The sequence below is a fragment of the Serratia sp. FDAARGOS_506 genome, assembly GCF_003812745.1.
Classification (GTDB): Bacteria; Pseudomonadota; Gammaproteobacteria; order Enterobacterales; family Enterobacteriaceae; genus Serratia.
The window spans coordinates 821,437-836,831 of record NZ_CP033831.1; the positions used below are offsets into that span (position 1 = coordinate 821,437).

At 60.5% G+C, this 15,395-nt stretch carries 14 protein-coding genes; 4 read left to right on the top strand and 10 right to left on the bottom strand.

Annotated features, from left to right (window positions below; genetic code table 11):
* Positions 1-51: 51 nt before the first annotated feature.
* From EGY12_RS04150 to parC, 3 genes are read right to left on the bottom strand one after another with little or no spacing between them, the layout of a single operon-like run.
* Entirely contained in the window at positions 52-786 is a 735-nt protein-coding gene (locus EGY12_RS04150) for a 1-acylglycerol-3-phosphate O-acyltransferase (RefSeq protein WP_049273830.1), read from the bottom strand.
* A 60-nt stretch (positions 787-846) separates the two neighbouring features.
* Positions 847-1,029 (bottom strand): hypothetical protein, encoded by a 183-nt coding sequence (locus EGY12_RS04155; protein WP_123892667.1) that lies wholly within the window; start codon positions 1,027-1,029, stop codon positions 847-849.
* A 3-nt stretch (positions 1,030-1,032) separates the two neighbouring features.
* Entirely contained in the window at positions 1,033-3,306 is a 2,274-nt protein-coding gene (parC, locus tag EGY12_RS04160; RefSeq protein WP_123892668.1) for a DNA topoisomerase IV subunit A, read from the bottom strand.
* Between the two features lie 315 nt (positions 3,307-3,621).
* Between parC and EGY12_RS04165 the strand changes: the two genes are divergently transcribed.
* The gene (locus tag EGY12_RS04165) at positions 3,622-4,203 is read left to right on the top strand and encodes an NAD(P)H-dependent oxidoreductase (protein WP_123892669.1); all 582 of its coding nucleotides are present in this window, start codon (positions 3,622-3,624) and stop codon (positions 4,201-4,203) included.
* Positions 4,204-4,236: 33 nt separating this feature from the next.
* Complete coding sequence (locus EGY12_RS04170; protein WP_123895558.1) at positions 4,237-4,545, top strand: putative quinol monooxygenase; 309 nt, start codon at positions 4,237-4,239, stop codon at positions 4,543-4,545.
* A 5-nt stretch (positions 4,546-4,550) separates the two neighbouring features.
* Here EGY12_RS04170 and EGY12_RS04175 read toward each other — a convergent pair whose 3' ends face one another.
* The 6 genes from EGY12_RS04175 to nudF form a co-directional block, all read right to left on the bottom strand.
* Positions 4,551-5,465, bottom strand: a complete 915-nt coding sequence (locus tag EGY12_RS04175) for a LysR substrate-binding domain-containing protein (protein ID WP_123892670.1) — start codon at positions 5,463-5,465, stop codon at positions 4,551-4,553.
* 83 nt (positions 5,466-5,548) lie between these two features.
* Positions 5,549-7,444 (bottom strand): DNA topoisomerase IV subunit B, encoded by a 1,896-nt coding sequence (parE, locus tag EGY12_RS04180; protein ID WP_025304305.1) that lies wholly within the window; start codon positions 7,442-7,444, stop codon positions 5,549-5,551.
* Between the two features lie 46 nt (positions 7,445-7,490).
* Positions 7,491-8,075, bottom strand: a complete 585-nt coding sequence (yqiA, locus tag EGY12_RS04185) for an esterase YqiA (RefSeq protein ID WP_025304306.1) — start codon at positions 8,073-8,075, stop codon at positions 7,491-7,493.
* Positions 8,075-8,902 (bottom strand): 3',5'-cyclic-AMP phosphodiesterase, encoded by an 828-nt coding sequence (gene cpdA / locus EGY12_RS04190; RefSeq protein ID WP_064290545.1) that lies wholly within the window; start codon positions 8,900-8,902, stop codon positions 8,075-8,077. Before cpdA ends, yqiA begins: the two co-directional genes overlap by 1 nt.
* A gap of 27 nt (positions 8,903-8,929) precedes the next feature.
* The gene (locus EGY12_RS04195) at positions 8,930-9,355 is read right to left on the bottom strand and encodes a DUF1249 family protein (protein WP_004937244.1); all 426 of its coding nucleotides are present in this window, start codon (positions 9,353-9,355) and stop codon (positions 8,930-8,932) included.
* The gene (gene nudF / locus EGY12_RS04200) at positions 9,355-9,987 is read right to left on the bottom strand and encodes an ADP-ribose diphosphatase (RefSeq protein ID WP_004937242.1); all 633 of its coding nucleotides are present in this window, start codon (positions 9,985-9,987) and stop codon (positions 9,355-9,357) included. The genes EGY12_RS04195 and nudF overlap by 1 nt, the downstream gene beginning before the upstream one ends.
* Before the next feature lie 346 nt (positions 9,988-10,333).
* On the opposite strand from nudF, the gene tolC reads away from it, so the two are divergent.
* Both tolC and dhaR read left to right on the top strand, forming a co-directional pair.
* Positions 10,334-11,848, top strand: a complete 1,515-nt coding sequence (gene tolC, locus EGY12_RS04205) for an outer membrane channel protein TolC (RefSeq protein WP_064290544.1) — start codon at positions 10,334-10,336, stop codon at positions 11,846-11,848.
* 149 nt (positions 11,849-11,997) lie between these two features.
* Positions 11,998-13,947 (top strand): dihydroxyacetone kinase operon transcriptional regulator DhaR, encoded by a 1,950-nt coding sequence (gene dhaR / locus EGY12_RS04210; RefSeq protein ID WP_123892671.1) that lies wholly within the window; start codon positions 11,998-12,000, stop codon positions 13,945-13,947.
* 4 nt (positions 13,948-13,951) lie between these two features.
* On the opposite strand, the gene dhaM is transcribed toward dhaR, so the two are convergent.
* A complete protein-coding gene (gene dhaM, locus EGY12_RS04215) occupies positions 13,952-15,382 on the bottom strand; it encodes a dihydroxyacetone kinase phosphoryl donor subunit DhaM (RefSeq protein ID WP_123892672.1) in 1,431 nt (476 codons plus the stop codon).
* Positions 15,383-15,395 lie beyond the last annotated feature (13 nt).

Below are 15,395 nucleotides of genomic sequence, written 5' to 3' on the forward strand. Positions count from 1 at the left end.
TAACGGCGCTGAACGCCAATTAAAAACGTATTCTTTGAAGCCGGTAGACTCTTATTTTTTGGCGGCGTTGCGCTGAGCGACTTCGGCGTCCAATTCGGCGATCTTCGCCTCCATCAGCGCGCGGCAATGGGCTGCCAGCTCACGCACGTTTTCTTTGCCGTATTTGCTGGTATCCACCGGCGCCAACATCTCGACAATCACATGACCGTTATTCCAGCGATTAAGATTTATATTACCGCTGGTCGTCGATACGCAGATCGGCACAATCGGCACCCCGGCGGCGATCGCCGCGTGGAACGCGCCGGTTTTAAACGGCATCAGTCCGCGGCCGCGGCTGCGGGTCCCTTCCGGGAACATCCAGATCGAAATGTCTTTCTTTTTGAACTGCTCCGCCACCTGAGCGATGGTGCCGTGCGCCTTGGCGCGATTATCACGATCTATCAGCAGATTACCGGTCAGCCAATACAGCGGGCCGAAAAACGGGATCCATACCAGACTTTTTTTACCGACGGTCACGGTGCGCGGCTGCACAATATTGGAGGCCGTCACCATGTCGTAGTTATTTTGGTGGTTGGCGATATAAATGCAGTTGCCATTGTTGGCCGCATCGGCCGGCACGCGGGTTTCAACCTTGATGCCGAACAACGTCGACAGGCGGCCGAAAAGATGGCCGAAGGTCGCCACATGACGGGGGTTGCGCGGGCTGAACAAGCAATAAACAGAACCGAAAATACACACCAGAATACAGAAAAGAGTGGCGAGAACGGCACGCAAAATCAATAACATAACAACCTCATTAGCACACTGCCAACGCAGTTTACTTCGCTGCGCAGATTCCTTTACTCATTATTTGCCGGCAAGGCGAAAAGCACGCCGATGTCGCCTGCCTTTCTCGCTATTTTCCCGCCAGGCGGCAATACGCACAATAATTTTATGCGCAGAAATGTTAACTATTTGGAAAATAAACGCCAGCAAAAATAAATAAGGCGGCCGCAGCATGCTGCAACCGCCCATTAACGCTGGCGTCAACGCTTACTCTTCGCTGTCGCCGCCCGACGCCCGCACCGGCGTATCCACTTCGACGCGATCGATGCGCTGCAGGCCGCGCGGCAGCTGGGTCCCTTTACGGCCGCGCTCCGCGCGGAATTTCTGCAGATCTTCCGGACGCAGCGTCAGCTTGCGTTTGCCGACGTGCAGCGTGACGGACGCCTGCGGCGGCAGCACGAACAGCCAGGCCAGCTTGTCTTCACCGGCTGCGGCCTGCGCCGCCGGAATGGAGACGATCTTGTTGCCTTTGCCCTTCGACAGCTGCGGCAGATCGGCGACCGGGAACATCAACATGCGCCCGGCGGCGGTGATCGACAGCAGCATATCGTCGGCGCCGTGAATTTCCATCGGCGGCAGCGCTCTGGCGTTGTCCGGCAGCGTGATCATCACCTTACCGGCGCGGTTGCGCGCCACCAGATCGTTAAAGGTGCAGACGAAGCCGTAGCCGGCATCAGAAGCCATCAGCAGCTTCTGATCGTCGGCCGCCATCAGCACCTGCTCAATGGTGGCGCCCGGCGGCGGCGTCAACTTGCCGGTCAGCGGCTCGCCCTGCCCACGCGCCGAAGGCAGCGTCATCGGATCGAGCGCATAGCTGCGCCCGGTGGAGTCGATGAATACCACCGGCTGGTTGCTCTTGCCGCGAGCAGCACCGCGGAAGCTGTCGCCGGCCTTGTAGCTCAGACCGGCCGGATCGATGTCGTGGCCCTTCGCGCTGCGCACCCAGCCCATTTCCGACAGCACGATGGTCACCGGTTCGGACGGCACGAAGTCGTGCTCGCTCATCGCCTTGGCTTCCGCGCGCTCGGTCAGCGGCGAACGGCGGTCGTCGCCGTAGGTCTGCGCATCGGCCTGGATCTCTTTCTTAATCAGCGTGTTCAGCTTGCGCTCGGACGCCAGCAGCGCCTGCAGCTGATCGCGCTCTTTCGCCAGCTCATCCTGCTCACCGCGGATCTTGACCTCTTCCAGCTTGGCCAGGTGGCGCAGTTTCAGCTCGAGGATCGCTTCCGCCTGAGTATCGGAGATGCCGAAACGCTGCATCAGCACCGGCTTAGGTTCATCCTCGCTGCGAATGATGTGGATCACTTCGTCGATATTGAGGAACGCCACCAGCAAACCTTCAAGGATATGCAGGCGTTTCAGCACTTTCTCGAGGCGGTAGTTCAGGCGACGGCGCACCGTATCGCGGCGGTAGGCCAGCCATTCGGTAAGGATCTCCACCAGCCCTTTCACCTGCGGGCGGTTGTCCAGACCGATCATGTTCATATTGATGCGGTAGCTGCGTTCCAGATCGGTGGTGGCGAACAGGTGGTTCATCACCTGCTCCAGATCGATGCGGTTGGAGCGCGGCACGATCACCAGACGCGTCGGGTTCTCGTGGTCGGATTCATCGCGCAGATCCTCGACCATCGGCAGCTTCTTGGCGCGCATCTGGCTGGCGATCTGCTCCAGCACCTTGGCGCCGGAGACCTGATGCGGCAAGGCGGTGATCACCGCACTGCCGTCTTCTTTTTTCCACACGGCGCGCATGCGTACCGAGCCGCGGCCGTTCTGGTAAATTTTGCGGATTTCATCGCGCGGGGTGATGATCTCGGCTTCAGTCGGGAAATCCGGCCCCTGCACGAATTCGAGCAGGTCATCGAGCGAAGCCCCCGGTTTGTCGAGTAGCGCCACCGCAGCGGCGGCGACTTCGCGCACGTTGTGCGGCGGAATGTCGGTCGCCATGCCGACGGCGATGCCGGTGGTCCCGTTCAGCAGGATGTTCGGCAGGCGCGCCGGCAACATTTTCGGCTCTTGCAGCGTGCCGTCAAAGTTCGGGATCCAGTCGACGGTCCCCTGACCCAGCTCCGCCAGCAGCACTTCGGCGTATTTGGACAAGCGCGATTCGGTATAACGCATCGCCGCGAATGATTTGGGATCGTCCGGCGCGCCCCAGTTCCCCTGGCCGTCCACCAGCGGGTAGCGATACGAGAACGGCTGCGCCATCAGCACCATGGCTTCATAGCATGCGCTGTCGCCATGCGGGTGATATTTACCCAGCACGTCGCCCACGGTACGGGCGGATTTCTTGAATTTGGCGCTGTTGTTCAGCCCCAGCTCAGACATGGCGTAGATGATACGGCGTTGTACCGGCTTCAAGCCGTCGCCAATATACGGCAACGCCCGATCCATGATGACGTACATGGAATAGTTCAGATAGGCGTTTTCAGTGAATGTGTGCAGCGGTAAACGCTCTACACCATCATGAGTCAGATCACTCATTACTCAATTATCCTCAGACCGTGGCTTGGCAATCCCTGGACGACAATAAGGCATCGCTTGTCGATTCTGCCCGCGATAGTAACCCATCTGCGGGGTAGCTGTCACAGTTGGCGCAAGGATCGCCGGCCGAAGCCGCTGCCATCAGGGGGTTTAGGCAAAATTCCACCGAGATTGTTGATTAAGAGTCAACACTGTTGTGCCTGCCGTCACGTTTTTACTTGCTTAGTCAGCGATTACACTCTCGCTCAGCAAGCTGTTTTTGCGCACCTCAGCGTAAAACGGCATCCATCTTAACTCTGACGGGAGCCGCAAAAGATGAGCAATATCCTGATTATCAACGCTAAAAAGCAATTCGGCCATTCCAACGGCGAACTCAATCAAACCCTGAGCGACGTGGCGGAAAGCTTCCTGCGCGATCTGCAGCACGAGGTTCAGGTCACGGTGGTCGACGACGGCTATGACATTGACGCCGAGGTGCAGAAATACCTATGGGCCGACGCGATCATCTATCAGATGCCGGGTTGGTGGATGGGCGAACCCTGGATCCTGAAAAAATACATCGATGAAGTGTTCACCGCCGGCCACGGCAGCCTGTACGCCAGCGATGGACGCACCCGCTCCGACGCCGGCAAGAAGTACGGCTCCGGCGGCCTGATACAGGGGAAAAAATACCTGCTGAGCCTGACCTGGAACGCCCCGCTGGAAGCTTTTACCGATCCCGATCAGTTCTTCCACGGCGTCGGCGTTGACGGTGTCTACCTGCACTTCCACAAGGCCAACCAGTTCCTGGGGATGGAAGCCTTGCCGACCTTTATCTGTAATGACGTGATAAAACAACCGGATATCGAAACGGATATCGCACGTTATCGCGAGCATCTGGCGGCAGTTTTTGCTTAACTGACAGAAAAGGGCTTAGCCAACGAGGTAATGATGATCACCGTAATCGCAGAAATCAAAGTTAAACCCGGCCACCGCGCCACCGTGTTACAAGCCATTGAAAAATTGATGCCGTTGGTGCTGGCGGAAGAAGGCTGCGGCGAATACACGCCGATGATAGACAGCCGCACGCAGGCGCCCTGGCAGAAACGTTCGCCGGATTCGGTGTTTATGCTGGAAAAATGGCAAAGCCAGGCGCATTTGGAAAAACACCTGCAGATCGACCATATGCTCAAGCACCGCGAGACCATCAAGGAATACGTACTGGGCACCGAACTCTACGTGCTGGAAAACGCGCTGTAATCCCTTCAGTGGCCCTCTGCGGCCTCTGGCGGTTCTCCCTCAAGGCGGGCGCTGACGTAGTCGAGAAAACAGGTGAGGCGCGCCGTCAGTTGAGCGTTGTGGTAATACACCGCATTGATCGGCTGACGCACGTCCAGTGTCTCCCGCACCAACAGCGGCACCAGCCTGCCCGCTTCGCGATCGCGTCGGGTCATAAAGTCCGCCAGCTGCACAATGCCCGCCCCGCGCAGCGCCAATTCACGCAGCGTCTCCCCGCTGGAGGCCGAGATCGTCGGTTCGATGGCGAAATGCCGCGCCTGCCGATGACGCAGCGGCCACTGATTCAGCGATTCCGGGTAGGTAAACCCCAACAGGCAATGGCGATGCAGATCTTCCGCGCAGCGCGGTTCACCATGCCGTTGCAGGTAGTCCGGGCTGGCGAGGATGCGCAATCGGCTGTTGCCCAGCAGGCGCGCATGGAGCGTGGAGTCACGCAGCGCGCCGATGCGGATCGCGATGTCGGCGCGTTTCTCCAGCAGGTCGATATTGCGATCGTCGGTGTCCAGCTCCAGCTCGATCTGCGGATAACGGCGGCGGAATTCCGCCACCATCGGTACCAGCACGTGCGCCATGAAGGGGGCGGCTGCGTTAACCCGCAGCCGACCGGCGGGCTGTTGTCGCCGCAACGCCATCAGCTCTTCGGCCTGATCCACCGAACGCAGTATTTCGCGCGCAGGCGCCAGGAAGCTCTGCCCTTCTTCGGTCAGGCTCAGGCGGCGCGTGGTGCGGCGCAGTAGCGTAGCGTCGAGCTTCGTTTCCAAGCGGCTGAGTGCGCGGCTGACGCCGGAGGTGGTTTGGCCGAGCCGATCGGCGGCGGCGGTGACCGAACCGCTGTCGACCACCGCAATGAACGCCAGCAGCTCTTCGAGGGTGATCTTCACGCGGTTCGCCCCAGGTTGACGGGCGCCGCATGCAACGCCCTGCGGGAAAGCAGGCCCGGCGTTTCACCGGGCCAGGGTCAGGCTCAGACCGCCAATTCGGCCATGTCACCTTTGTCTTGCAGCCAGTTGCGGCGGTCTTCCGAACGCTTCTTGGCCAACAGCATGTCCATCACCGCCAGCGTCTGATCGACGTCATCCTCTGCCACCGTCAGTTGCACCAGACGGCGGGTGTTCGGATCGAGGGTGGTTTCGCGCAGCTGCAGCGGGTTCATCTCGCCCAGCCCTTTAAAGCGCTGTACGTTCGGCTTGCCCTTCTTGCGCTTCAGCTGTTCCAGCACGCCGGCTTTCTCTTCTTCATCCAGCGCGTAGAACACCTCTTTACCGAGATCGATGCGGTACAGCGGCGGCATGGCGACATACACATGGCCGCCTTTCACCAGCGAACGGAAGTGGCGCACGAACAGCGCGCACAGCAGCGTGGCGATATGCAAGCCGTCGGAGTCCGCATCCGCCAGGATGCAGATTTTGCCGTAGCGCAGCTGGCTGAGATCTTCGCTGTCCGGATCGATGCCGATCGCCACGGAAATGTCGTGCACTTCCTGCGAGGCGAGAACTTCGTCGGAGGAGACTTCCCAGGTATTCAGGATCTTGCCCTTCAGCGGCATGATCGCCTGATATTCACGATCGCGCGCCTGCTTGGCCGATCCGCCCGCCGAGTCCCCTTCCACCAGGAACAGTTCGGTCATGGCCAGATCCTGCGAGGTGCAGTCCGCCAGCTTGCCCGGCAACGCCGGCCCGCTGGTCAGCTTCTTGCGCACCACTTTCTTGGCGGCGCGCAAACGGCGCTGGGCGCTGGAGATCGCCAGCTCGGCCAGCTGTTCCGCCGCCTGAACGTTCTGGTTCAGCCACAGGCTGAAAGCGTCTTTCACCACGCCGGAAACGAAGGCCGCGCATTGGCGCGAGGAGAGACGCTCTTTGGTCTGCCCGGCGAACTGCGGATCCTGCATCTTCACCGACAGCACGTAAGCGCAGCGATCCCAGATATCTTCCGCCGACAGCTTCACGCCGCGCGGCAGAATATTGCGAAATTCGCAGAACTCGCGCATCGCATCCAGCAAGCCCTGACGCAGACCGTTGACGTGGGTGCCGCCTTGCATGGTCGGGATCAGGTTGACGTAGCTTTCGGTCAGCAGCTCACCGCCTTCCGGCAGCCACAGCAACGCCCAGTCCACCGCTTCGGTGTCGCCGGCGAAATTGCCGACGAACGGCGCTTCCGGCAGGGTAATCAAACCGTTAACCGCTTCCATCAGGTAGTCGGTCAGGCCGTCCTGGTAGCACCAGCGCTGTTCGGTGTTGTTCACCTTGTCGATGAAATAGATCTCGACGCCGGGGCACAGCACCGCTTTGGCTTTCAACAGGTGAGTGAGGCGCGATACCGAGAAGCGCGGGCTGTCGAAGAACTGTTCGTCCGGCCAGAAGTGCACGCTGGTGCCGGTGTTGCGTTTGCCGCAGGTGCCGGTCACCGTCAGATCTTGCACCTTATCGCCGTTTTCGAAAGCGATGCCGTAGACGTTGCCGTCGCGGCGCACGTTGACTTCCACCCGCTTCGACAGGGCGTTGACCACCGAGATCCCCACGCCGTGCAAGCCACCGGAGAACTGGTAGTTTTTATTCGAGAACTTACCGCCGGCATGCAGCCGGCACAGGATCAACTCAACCGCCGGCACGCCTTCTTCCGGGTGGATGTCCACCGGCATGCCGCGGCCGTCGTCGATCACTTCCAGCGACTGATCGGCGTGCAGAATCACGTCGATACGCTTGGCGTGACCGGCCAACGCTTCGTCGACGCTGTTATCGATCACCTCTTGGCCGAGGTGGTTTGGGCGCGTCGTGTCGGTATACATGCCGGGACGACGGCGCACTGGTTCTAGACCGCTGAGTACTTCAATGGCATCAGCGTTATAGCTGGATTGAGTCATCGTTGATTATTTTTTCGTGGTTAAAGGGAGGTGCCGGAACGGTCCGTCAGACCGCGTTTAGCCCTAAAAAATCCACAATCTGGGGGAAGTAGTGCTCGAAACCGACGAAGGCGTGGTTTCCACCCGACTCCACCGTTTGCCGACACGCGGTGTAATACGCCACTGCCTGGCCGTAATCGAGAATTTCATCGCCCGTTTGCTGCAGCAGCCAGATTAAATCCGGCGACTCCAAGGGATCGATCTGCATCACTTTCAGATCGTAAACGTGACGAGACTCTAACACATATTGCTGGCCGGTGTAGGGGTTCTCGTTGGCGCCGAGATAGTCGACCAACAGCTCAAACGGCTTGACCGCCGGGTTGACCACCACCGCCGGCAGCGAGAAGCATTGCGACAGCCAGGTGGCGTAATAGCCGCCCAGCGACGAACCTACCAGTCCGAGCGTTTGGCCGGCGCGTTCCAACACCATATTCTCCAGCATCTCGGCGGCCTCCGCCGGGAAAGCCGGCAGCTGTGGTACCAGCATCTCGATATCGGGATGATGCTCGGCCAGCCAAGCCTTGAAGGCCACCGCCTTGGCCGACTGCGGCGAGCTGTTGAAACCGTGCAGATAGAGCAGTGTCGAAGGCATCAGTATCCATCCGAGTCCATATCGGGGCGGAAATCGTCGTTTTCCAGACGGAACACCTGCGTCTCGACGCGGCCATCCGGCAACAGATCGAGGTAACGCCAACCGGGTGAGACGTCGTCGATGGTAAAGTTAGTGCAGTGCGGTTTGAATTGCACGCAGGTGGACGGCGTCGCCAACAGGCGCCGGCCCTGCCATTCCAGATCCAGGTCCTGGTGAATGTGCCCGCACACCACGGTATTCACTTTCGGATAACGCAGCAGGATCGCACCCAGCATATGCGGGTTGCGCAGGCTGTGCTGATCGAGCCAGGTACAGCCCGAAGGCAGCGGATGGTGGTGCAGCAGCAACAGCGTATAGCGTTCGGGGTGAGCCTGCAGGCAGCGCTCCATCCACTCGAGCTGGTATTCGCTCAATTCGCCGTGCGGTACGCCGAACACCTGGCTGTCCAACATCAGCACCTGCCAGCTGTCGCCCAGCAACACCTGTTTGGAAGGCGCGATACCGGCGGCGGCCAACGCGTCGACCATCGCCGGTTGGAAATCGTGGTTGCCCGGCAGCCACACGCAAGGGGCAGGCAGTTGCGCAATGCCGGCGGCGAAGTGGCGGTACGCCTCCTGCGAATGATCCTGCGCCAAATCTCCCGTGGCGACGATCAAATCGACATCGCGGCGCTGCGCCTGGATGGCGTCCAGCACTGCGTGATAGCTGCGATAGGTATTGATGCCGAGCAACGTCTCGTGTTCGCCGGCAAAAAGGTGGGTATCTGTTATTTGTAGAATCCTGACCGTGGCCCCACTCGCCACGGGCAGTTTAAACAGGCTTTCCAAATGGTGTCCTTTGTTATTTCAGTCTGTCTAACAAACCGGAACCGCCATCGCTCCATGCGCCAAACAGTAGCGCAGCCAATCAGCAAGAAACTGGTTAATTTGATGCTTTTCGTCGCGTTGATGCAACTTTTTATTAGGATAATCATAACGCGCTTTAAAGCGGTAGATCTGCTGACTGGAACACACTTCCGCAACCATGGCGTCATGGTATAACCGCACCGTCATCGCGGGCAGGCTCCAGTAGCTGACCGCCGGAAAGATCTGCTCGATCTCCACCAGCGACGTGTAACGCGTGGACTCAACAATGGTCAAACGATAGCCGGCGCCGTTCACCTGATAAGTCACCGTTTCGCCCGCTTCGTCGTTGCGCGGCAGCAAGCGGCGCAATTGCGCGAAGTTGGTTTCGCACAATCTCATCATTTCGGGGAAATCAGGGGTATAGCGCTGTTTCATTAGTTGGCCCACTCTTTTCTCAACGATTCATGGTGCAACGCCAGCCATTGCAATGCAATCACTGATGCGGCGTTATCGATCGCGCCCTCCTCCACCCAGCGGTAAGCCTGCTCGCGGCTGACCACGTGGACGCGGATATCTTCATGTTCTTCCGCCAGGCCATGGATGCCTTCGGCGGTGCCGGCGTCCACCTCGCCGACCATGATCGACAGACGTTCGCTGGTGCCGCCCGGGCTGGCCAGGTAGCTCAGCACCGGTTTGCAGCGCCCGACCACCACGCCGGCCTCTTCCTGCGCTTCACGGCGGCATACGTCTTCAACGCTTTCGCCGGTTTCGATCATACCCGCCACCATTTCCAGCAGCCAGGGCGAATTACTGGTATCGACCGCGGCGATGCGCAGTTGTTCAATCAGCACCACTTCGTCGCGCACCGGATCGTAAGGCAGCAGCACCGCCGCATGGCCGCGCTCGAAAATTTCACGCGTGATTTCAGGACTCATTTCACCATTGAATAAGCGATGGCGAAACCGGTATAAATTGAGTGAAAAAAAACCACGGTACAGCGTCTCGCGTGCAATAATTTCTACATCTTTTTTATCGAAAGTGACGGGTGACGGCTGCGAACGGTTCATATGCGAATTCTCCTGCGTAGTATGCCGATAAAATAAACGGTTTTGATGACAGAAACAGCGGGACTCTCCGCCGCGGCTTTATGTTAGGCTGTTTTTCGCCGCCGGATGCGGCACGTTTGTGCGCTCACATGTAATAGTGGGAAACAATCCGGATTGTCAGCCATAATATCAGCTGCAGCCGACCCGGGCAGTTCGCCAAGGTAAATGAGCGGTCTGAAAGGTAAAAGTTACGTGAGATGGCACATTCAGCCACCTGATGCGTACCGCAGACTCTGCTAGAATCGGCAACTATTTCGTCTATCGTCAGCGCTAACATAGCAATATTGCTGCACAACAAGGAATGCAAATGAAGAAACTGCTCCCCCTTCTTATCGGACTGAGCCTGGGCGGCTTCAGTGCAATGAGCCAGGCAGAGAACCTGCTGCAGGTCTACAAACAGGCCAGGGAAAGTAACCCGGATCTGCGCAAAAGTGCTGCTGACCGCGACGCCGCATTCGAAAAGATCAATGAAGCGCGCAGCCCGCTGCTGCCGCAGCTCGGCCTGAGCGCCGGTTACAACTACAATAACGGCTATCGCGACAACAACGGCATCAACAGCAATGTCACCAGCGCTTCGCTCGGCCTGACCCAAACCATCTTCGACATGTCGAAATGGCGTGCGCTGACGCTGCAGGAAAAGACCGCCGGCATCTCCGACGTGACCTTCCAGACCGCGGAACAGCAGCTGATCCTCAACACCGCCACCGCCTATTTCAACGTGCTGAGCGCCATTGACACGCTCTCTTATACCCAGGCGAACAAACAAGCGGTTTACCGCACGCTGGATCAAACCACCCAACGCTTCAACGTAGGCCTGGTGGCGATCACCGACGTGCAGAACGCCCGTTCCGCCTACGATACCGTGCTGGCGGCCGAAGTCACCGCCCGCAACAACCTGGACAACGCGCTGGAAGCGCTGCGCCAGATCACCGGCACCTTCTATCCGGAGCTGGCCTCGCTGAATACCGATCGCTTCAATACCCAGCGCCCGGAAGCGGTGAACAACCTGCTGAAAGAGGCGGAAGCGCGCAACCTGAGCCTGCTGTCCGCCCGTCTGAGCCAGGATCTGGCGCGCGAGCAGATCCGCTCTGCGCAGACCGGCTATATGCCAACGGTCAACCTGAATGCGTCGACCGGGCTCACCAATACCCGTTACAACGGTTCCGCCACTCACGACACCCTGAGTCCAAACGCCTTCAAAAACTCTGATGTAGGCCAAAACCAGGTGGGCGTTTCGATCAGCCTGCCGCTGTACAGCGGCGGCGCAACCAACTCGCAGGTGGAACAGGCGCAGTACGGCTTCGTCGGCGCCAGCGAGCAGCTGGAAAGCGCCCACCGCGGCGTGGTGCAGACCGTGCGTTCGTCGTTCAACAACGTCAACGCCTCGATCAGCAGCATTAACGCCTACAAACAGGCGGTGATCTCCGCGCAGAGCTCGCTGGATGCGATGGAAGCCGGTTATCAGGTCGGTACCCGCACCATCGTCGACGTGCTGAACGCCACCAGTACCCTGTATAACGCCAAGCAGCAGCTTTCCAGCGCGCGTTATACCTACCTGATCAACCAGCTGAACATCAAGTCGGCGCTCGGCACGCTGAACCAGAACGATCTGCTGACGCTGAACGGCGCACTGGGCAAACCGGTGTCGACCGCACCTGACGCCGTCGCGCCGCAGAACCGCTCTCAGGACGCCTACGCAGACGGTTATCAGGACAACGCGCCGATGCAACAGGTCGCCGCGCCGGCACCTAGCGCCACACGGGCTGCGGCACCGGCCGTCAGCCAACCAGCACGCAACAGCGGCAACCCATTCCGCAACTGATGCGCGCGCGTTGATTAACACGGGGTCCGGCCTGCGCCGTACCCCGTTTTTTTGCGCCGATTTCCGCACTTCTGCCCGCCGCCTCACAGCCGCCGCTGCCCCAGGTGGTATCATCGTCACTCTCGTTTTCGCAGTCTGGATGAGGTTCGATGGACAACGATTCACGCTGGCAGCGTCTGATTATCGACGGCGAACTGCCGCCGCCGCAGCGCCCGACACAGGCGGTTTACGCCTCCTGGCTGCGCTGCCGCAGCCTGATGCAGCCAGACGTTTGGCAAACGCCGCACCGCGCTCAGGGCGCCACCTTCGAATCGATTTGCCGCCGCAAGAACGACCTGTTGACGCTCGGCCAGGCGGCGCTGGAAGATGCCTGCGAATACATGGAGCCGCGTCGTTGCCTGTTGATGATCCTCGACGAGAGCGGCTGCATGCTGTGGCGCTGCGGCGACACCAAGACCTGGGAGCTTTTGCAGTCATTGGGATTCGCCCCCGGCGCTTACTGGGCCGAGGGGCAGATCGGCACCAACGCCCCGGCGCTGGCGGCGGCGGAGGGCCATCCGGTACGGGTGAGCGGTGAGGAGCATGTGCGCCGGGCGCTGCACGGCTGGTCGTTCTGCGCCACGCCGGTCTACGACAACAGCGGCCGACAGCGCGGTTCAATCGCGCTGGGCTGCCTGCTGGCCGACTGCGCCGCCGGCGATCTGTCGCTGACGCTGGCCATCGCCCGCGAAATCGGCAATTCGCTGAACGCCGACAGTCTGCTGGCGGAATCCAACCGCCATCTGAATCAGCTTTACGGCCTGCTGGACGGTGTGGACGACGGCGTTATGGCCTGGGATCACCGCGGCTACCTGCAATACATCAACCAGCGCGCCGCCGACCTGCTGAAGCTGGACGAACAGCAGAGCCAAGGCAAGCCGCTGGCGCAACTGCTGACGCTTCCCGCCCTGCTCAAACGCGCCATCGCCGAGCGCCAACCGCTGCAGCACGTCGAAGTCACCTTCGAAAGCCAGCGGCAATTTATTGCCGCCTTGCTGACGTTAAAGCCGATTTTCGACGGCGATCGCTGCAGTTTCATCGCCCTGCTGCACCCGATCGAGCGGCTACGCCAGTATGTCAGCAGCCAGCTGGGACGCGTCAGCCACAGCTTCGAGCAAATGCCCTCCGCCTCGCTGGAAATGCGGCGGCTGATCCGTTACGGGCAACAGGCGGCCAAGGGCCAGCATCCAATCCTGCTGCGCGGGGAAGAAGGCGTTGGCAAAGAGCGGCTCAGCCAGGCTATCCACAACGCCGGTGAACGCGCCGCCGGGCCGTATATCGCCCTCAACTGCCAGCTGTTGCCGCAGGCGCAGGGGCTACGTGAACTGCTGGGCAGCGACGCCAGCGAAGAAGAGGCCGGCCAGCTGAGCAAATTCGAATTGGCCAACGGCGGTACGCTGTACCTCGAACAGATCGAATACCTGCCGGCGGAGATGCAGTCGGCGTTGCTGCAGGTGCTGAAAACCGGCGTGGTGATCCGCCTCAATTCCAGCCGGGTGATCCCGGTCAATGTGCGGGTGATCGCCGGCAGCGCCGCCGATCTGCCGCTGCTGGTGCAGCAAAACCGCTTCCGCCGCCAGCTGTTTTACAGCCTGCAAGCCTTCGAGATCCAGATCCCGCCGCTGCGCCAGCGGCTGAGCGATATTCCGCTGCTGGTCAAACACCATCTGCGCACGCTGGAGCAGCATTTTCAGTGTCGCTTTCGGGTGGATGACGAAGTGATGGCCCAGCTGGTGCTCTACCTGTGGCCGGGCAACGATTTGGAACTGAAAGGGGTGGTGGAGCGCGCGGCGATGATCTGCCACGGCCACCACATCCAGTTAGCAGATTTGCCGGCACACCTGCTCGGCCAGCCATCGCTGCTGGAGAGCGATCCGCAGCCCGGCGCGCCGCTGTTGACGCTGACGGAGATGGAGCGCCAGGCGATCCTCCGCGCGGCGACCGTCAGCCGAGGTCAGCTGACGGAGATGGCGCAGTTGCTGGGCATCGGCCGTACCACCCTCTGGCGGAAGATCAAACAGCATGGGATCGACATCCGCCAGTTCAAGCTGCGCGCCTGAACGCCTAGTGGCTGAGCTGCAATACTCCGCGCGCAGCGTCCAGCATCGCCTTCTGCCCGCTGCGGGTTTTGCTCAGGCAATCCTGCATGCCGACCACCATCGGAATGCCCATCGCCTTCGCCAGAATGGCGCTGTGCGACAGGGCATTACCACCGCTGAGGCAGATGCCGAGCACCAGCCGCCTGTCGAGCATCACCACCTCTGAAGGCATCAGCTCGTCCATCACCAGTATCGACGGCTCTGCCAACGCGATGGCCGGCAGCGGCAGCCCCTGCAGATGGCACAGCGTACGGCGCAGCATGTCGCGCACGTCCAGTTCGCGTGCCCGCATATAGTCGTCATCCAGCTCGCGGTACTCTTCGGCGATCGCCTCCAACACCTGCCGCCAGGCCTGTTCGGCGCTGCACAACTGCTGCGCGATGCGGGTGTAAGCCGCCTGCTGCAGATCCGGATCGTCCAGCAGCATACTGTGGGCGCCGAAGATCGCCGCCTGTGGCTTGCCGATCAGCGTGCCGGTGCGTTCCGCCAGCCGGTTCAGATCGCTCAGCGTGTGTTGTAGTGCCTCCCTCAGGCGCTGCTGTTCGCCCAGCACCTCGTCCGCACCAATCCGTCGATCGGCGGTTGGCGGCCAGAAGCTGTGGGCCTGAAACAGCGGCCCGCTGGTAACGCTTTCCGCCACCGGAATGCCATGCAGCGAAGGCTGCTGCCGCTCGGAAACCGTTTCACCGAAGTGTTGTTCCGCCAACGCTTTGAACGCCGCCAGCGCTTCGTCCGCCTGCGCGCCATCGGCGATCAGGCGAATGGTGTCACCGTGGCGCACCTGCAGCAGCGCCAGCTGATTGAGGCTGCGCGGATCGACGCACTGCCCCTGCTTTTCCAGTACCAATTCGGCCTTGAACGGCGCTAACGTCTCAACTAACCGCGCAGCTGGGCGCGCATGCAGCCCATGCGGGTTTTGCACCGTCCAGGTTACGCTTTTGCCCTGCGCCAGCGGCAAAGCCGCGCTTTTCGCCGTAGATGTGGCCTCGCCCAGCTGCGCCTGTTTAGCCTGCAGCGCACCCTGCGCCTCCGCCACCACCTGCTCCAGCGAAGCGCCGGAGTTGGCGGCGACTACCGCCGCCAGCGTGCCTTCGACCAGCGGCGCCGCACACAGCCGCACTTTGGCGGCCAAGTCCGGGTCCAACAGATCGAGCGCGGTTTCCGCGCTGAGCAGCGCGCTGCCCAGATCCATCAGCACCAGAACGCCATCGCCGTCGGCAACCGCTTCGATCGCCTCCATCACTTTGACCGCGTCGGTGCCGATCGGGTGTTTCTCGTCATCCACACCCGCCGCCAGCGCCAGTTTACAGCCGTCGCCGCGCATCATCTGCCGCGCCAACTGCTCAACGCCGCGCGCCAGCAACGCACTGTGCGAAACCACCACGATATTAATCATCTCGCCTCCTGCT

Excerpts from the sequence above, each read along its gene's own strand:
- EGY12_RS04150 (WP_049273830.1), bottom strand. The coding sequence starts at position 786 with ATGTTATTGATTTTGCGTGCCGTTCTCGCCACTCTTTTCTGTATTCTG.
- parC (WP_123892668.1), bottom strand. The coding sequence starts at position 3,306 with ATGAGTGATCTGACTCATGATGGTGTAGAGCGTTTACCGCTGCACACA.
- EGY12_RS04165 (WP_123892669.1), top strand. The coding sequence starts at position 3,622 with ATGAGCAATATCCTGATTATCAACGCTAAAAAGCAATTCGGCCATTCC.
- EGY12_RS04170 (WP_123895558.1), top strand. The coding sequence starts at position 4,237 with ATGATCACCGTAATCGCAGAAATCAAAGTTAAACCCGGCCACCGCGCC.
- parE (WP_025304305.1), bottom strand. The coding sequence starts at position 7,444 with ATGACTCAATCCAGCTATAACGCTGATGCCATTGAAGTACTCAGCGGT.
- yqiA (WP_025304306.1), bottom strand. The coding sequence starts at position 8,075 with ATGCCTTCGACACTGCTCTATCTGCACGGTTTCAACAGCTCGCCGCAG.
- EGY12_RS04195 (WP_004937244.1), bottom strand. The coding sequence starts at position 9,355 with ATGAAACAGCGCTATACCCCTGATTTCCCCGAAATGATGAGATTGTGC.
- nudF (WP_004937242.1), bottom strand. The coding sequence starts at position 9,987 with ATGAACCGTTCGCAGCCGTCACCCGTCACTTTCGATAAAAAAGATGTA.
- tolC (WP_064290544.1), top strand. The coding sequence starts at position 10,334 with ATGAAGAAACTGCTCCCCCTTCTTATCGGACTGAGCCTGGGCGGCTTC.
- dhaR (WP_123892671.1), top strand. The coding sequence starts at position 11,998 with ATGGACAACGATTCACGCTGGCAGCGTCTGATTATCGACGGCGAACTG.
- dhaM (WP_123892672.1), bottom strand. The coding sequence starts at position 15,382 with ATGATTAATATCGTGGTGGTTTCGCACAGTGCGTTGCTGGCGCGCGGC.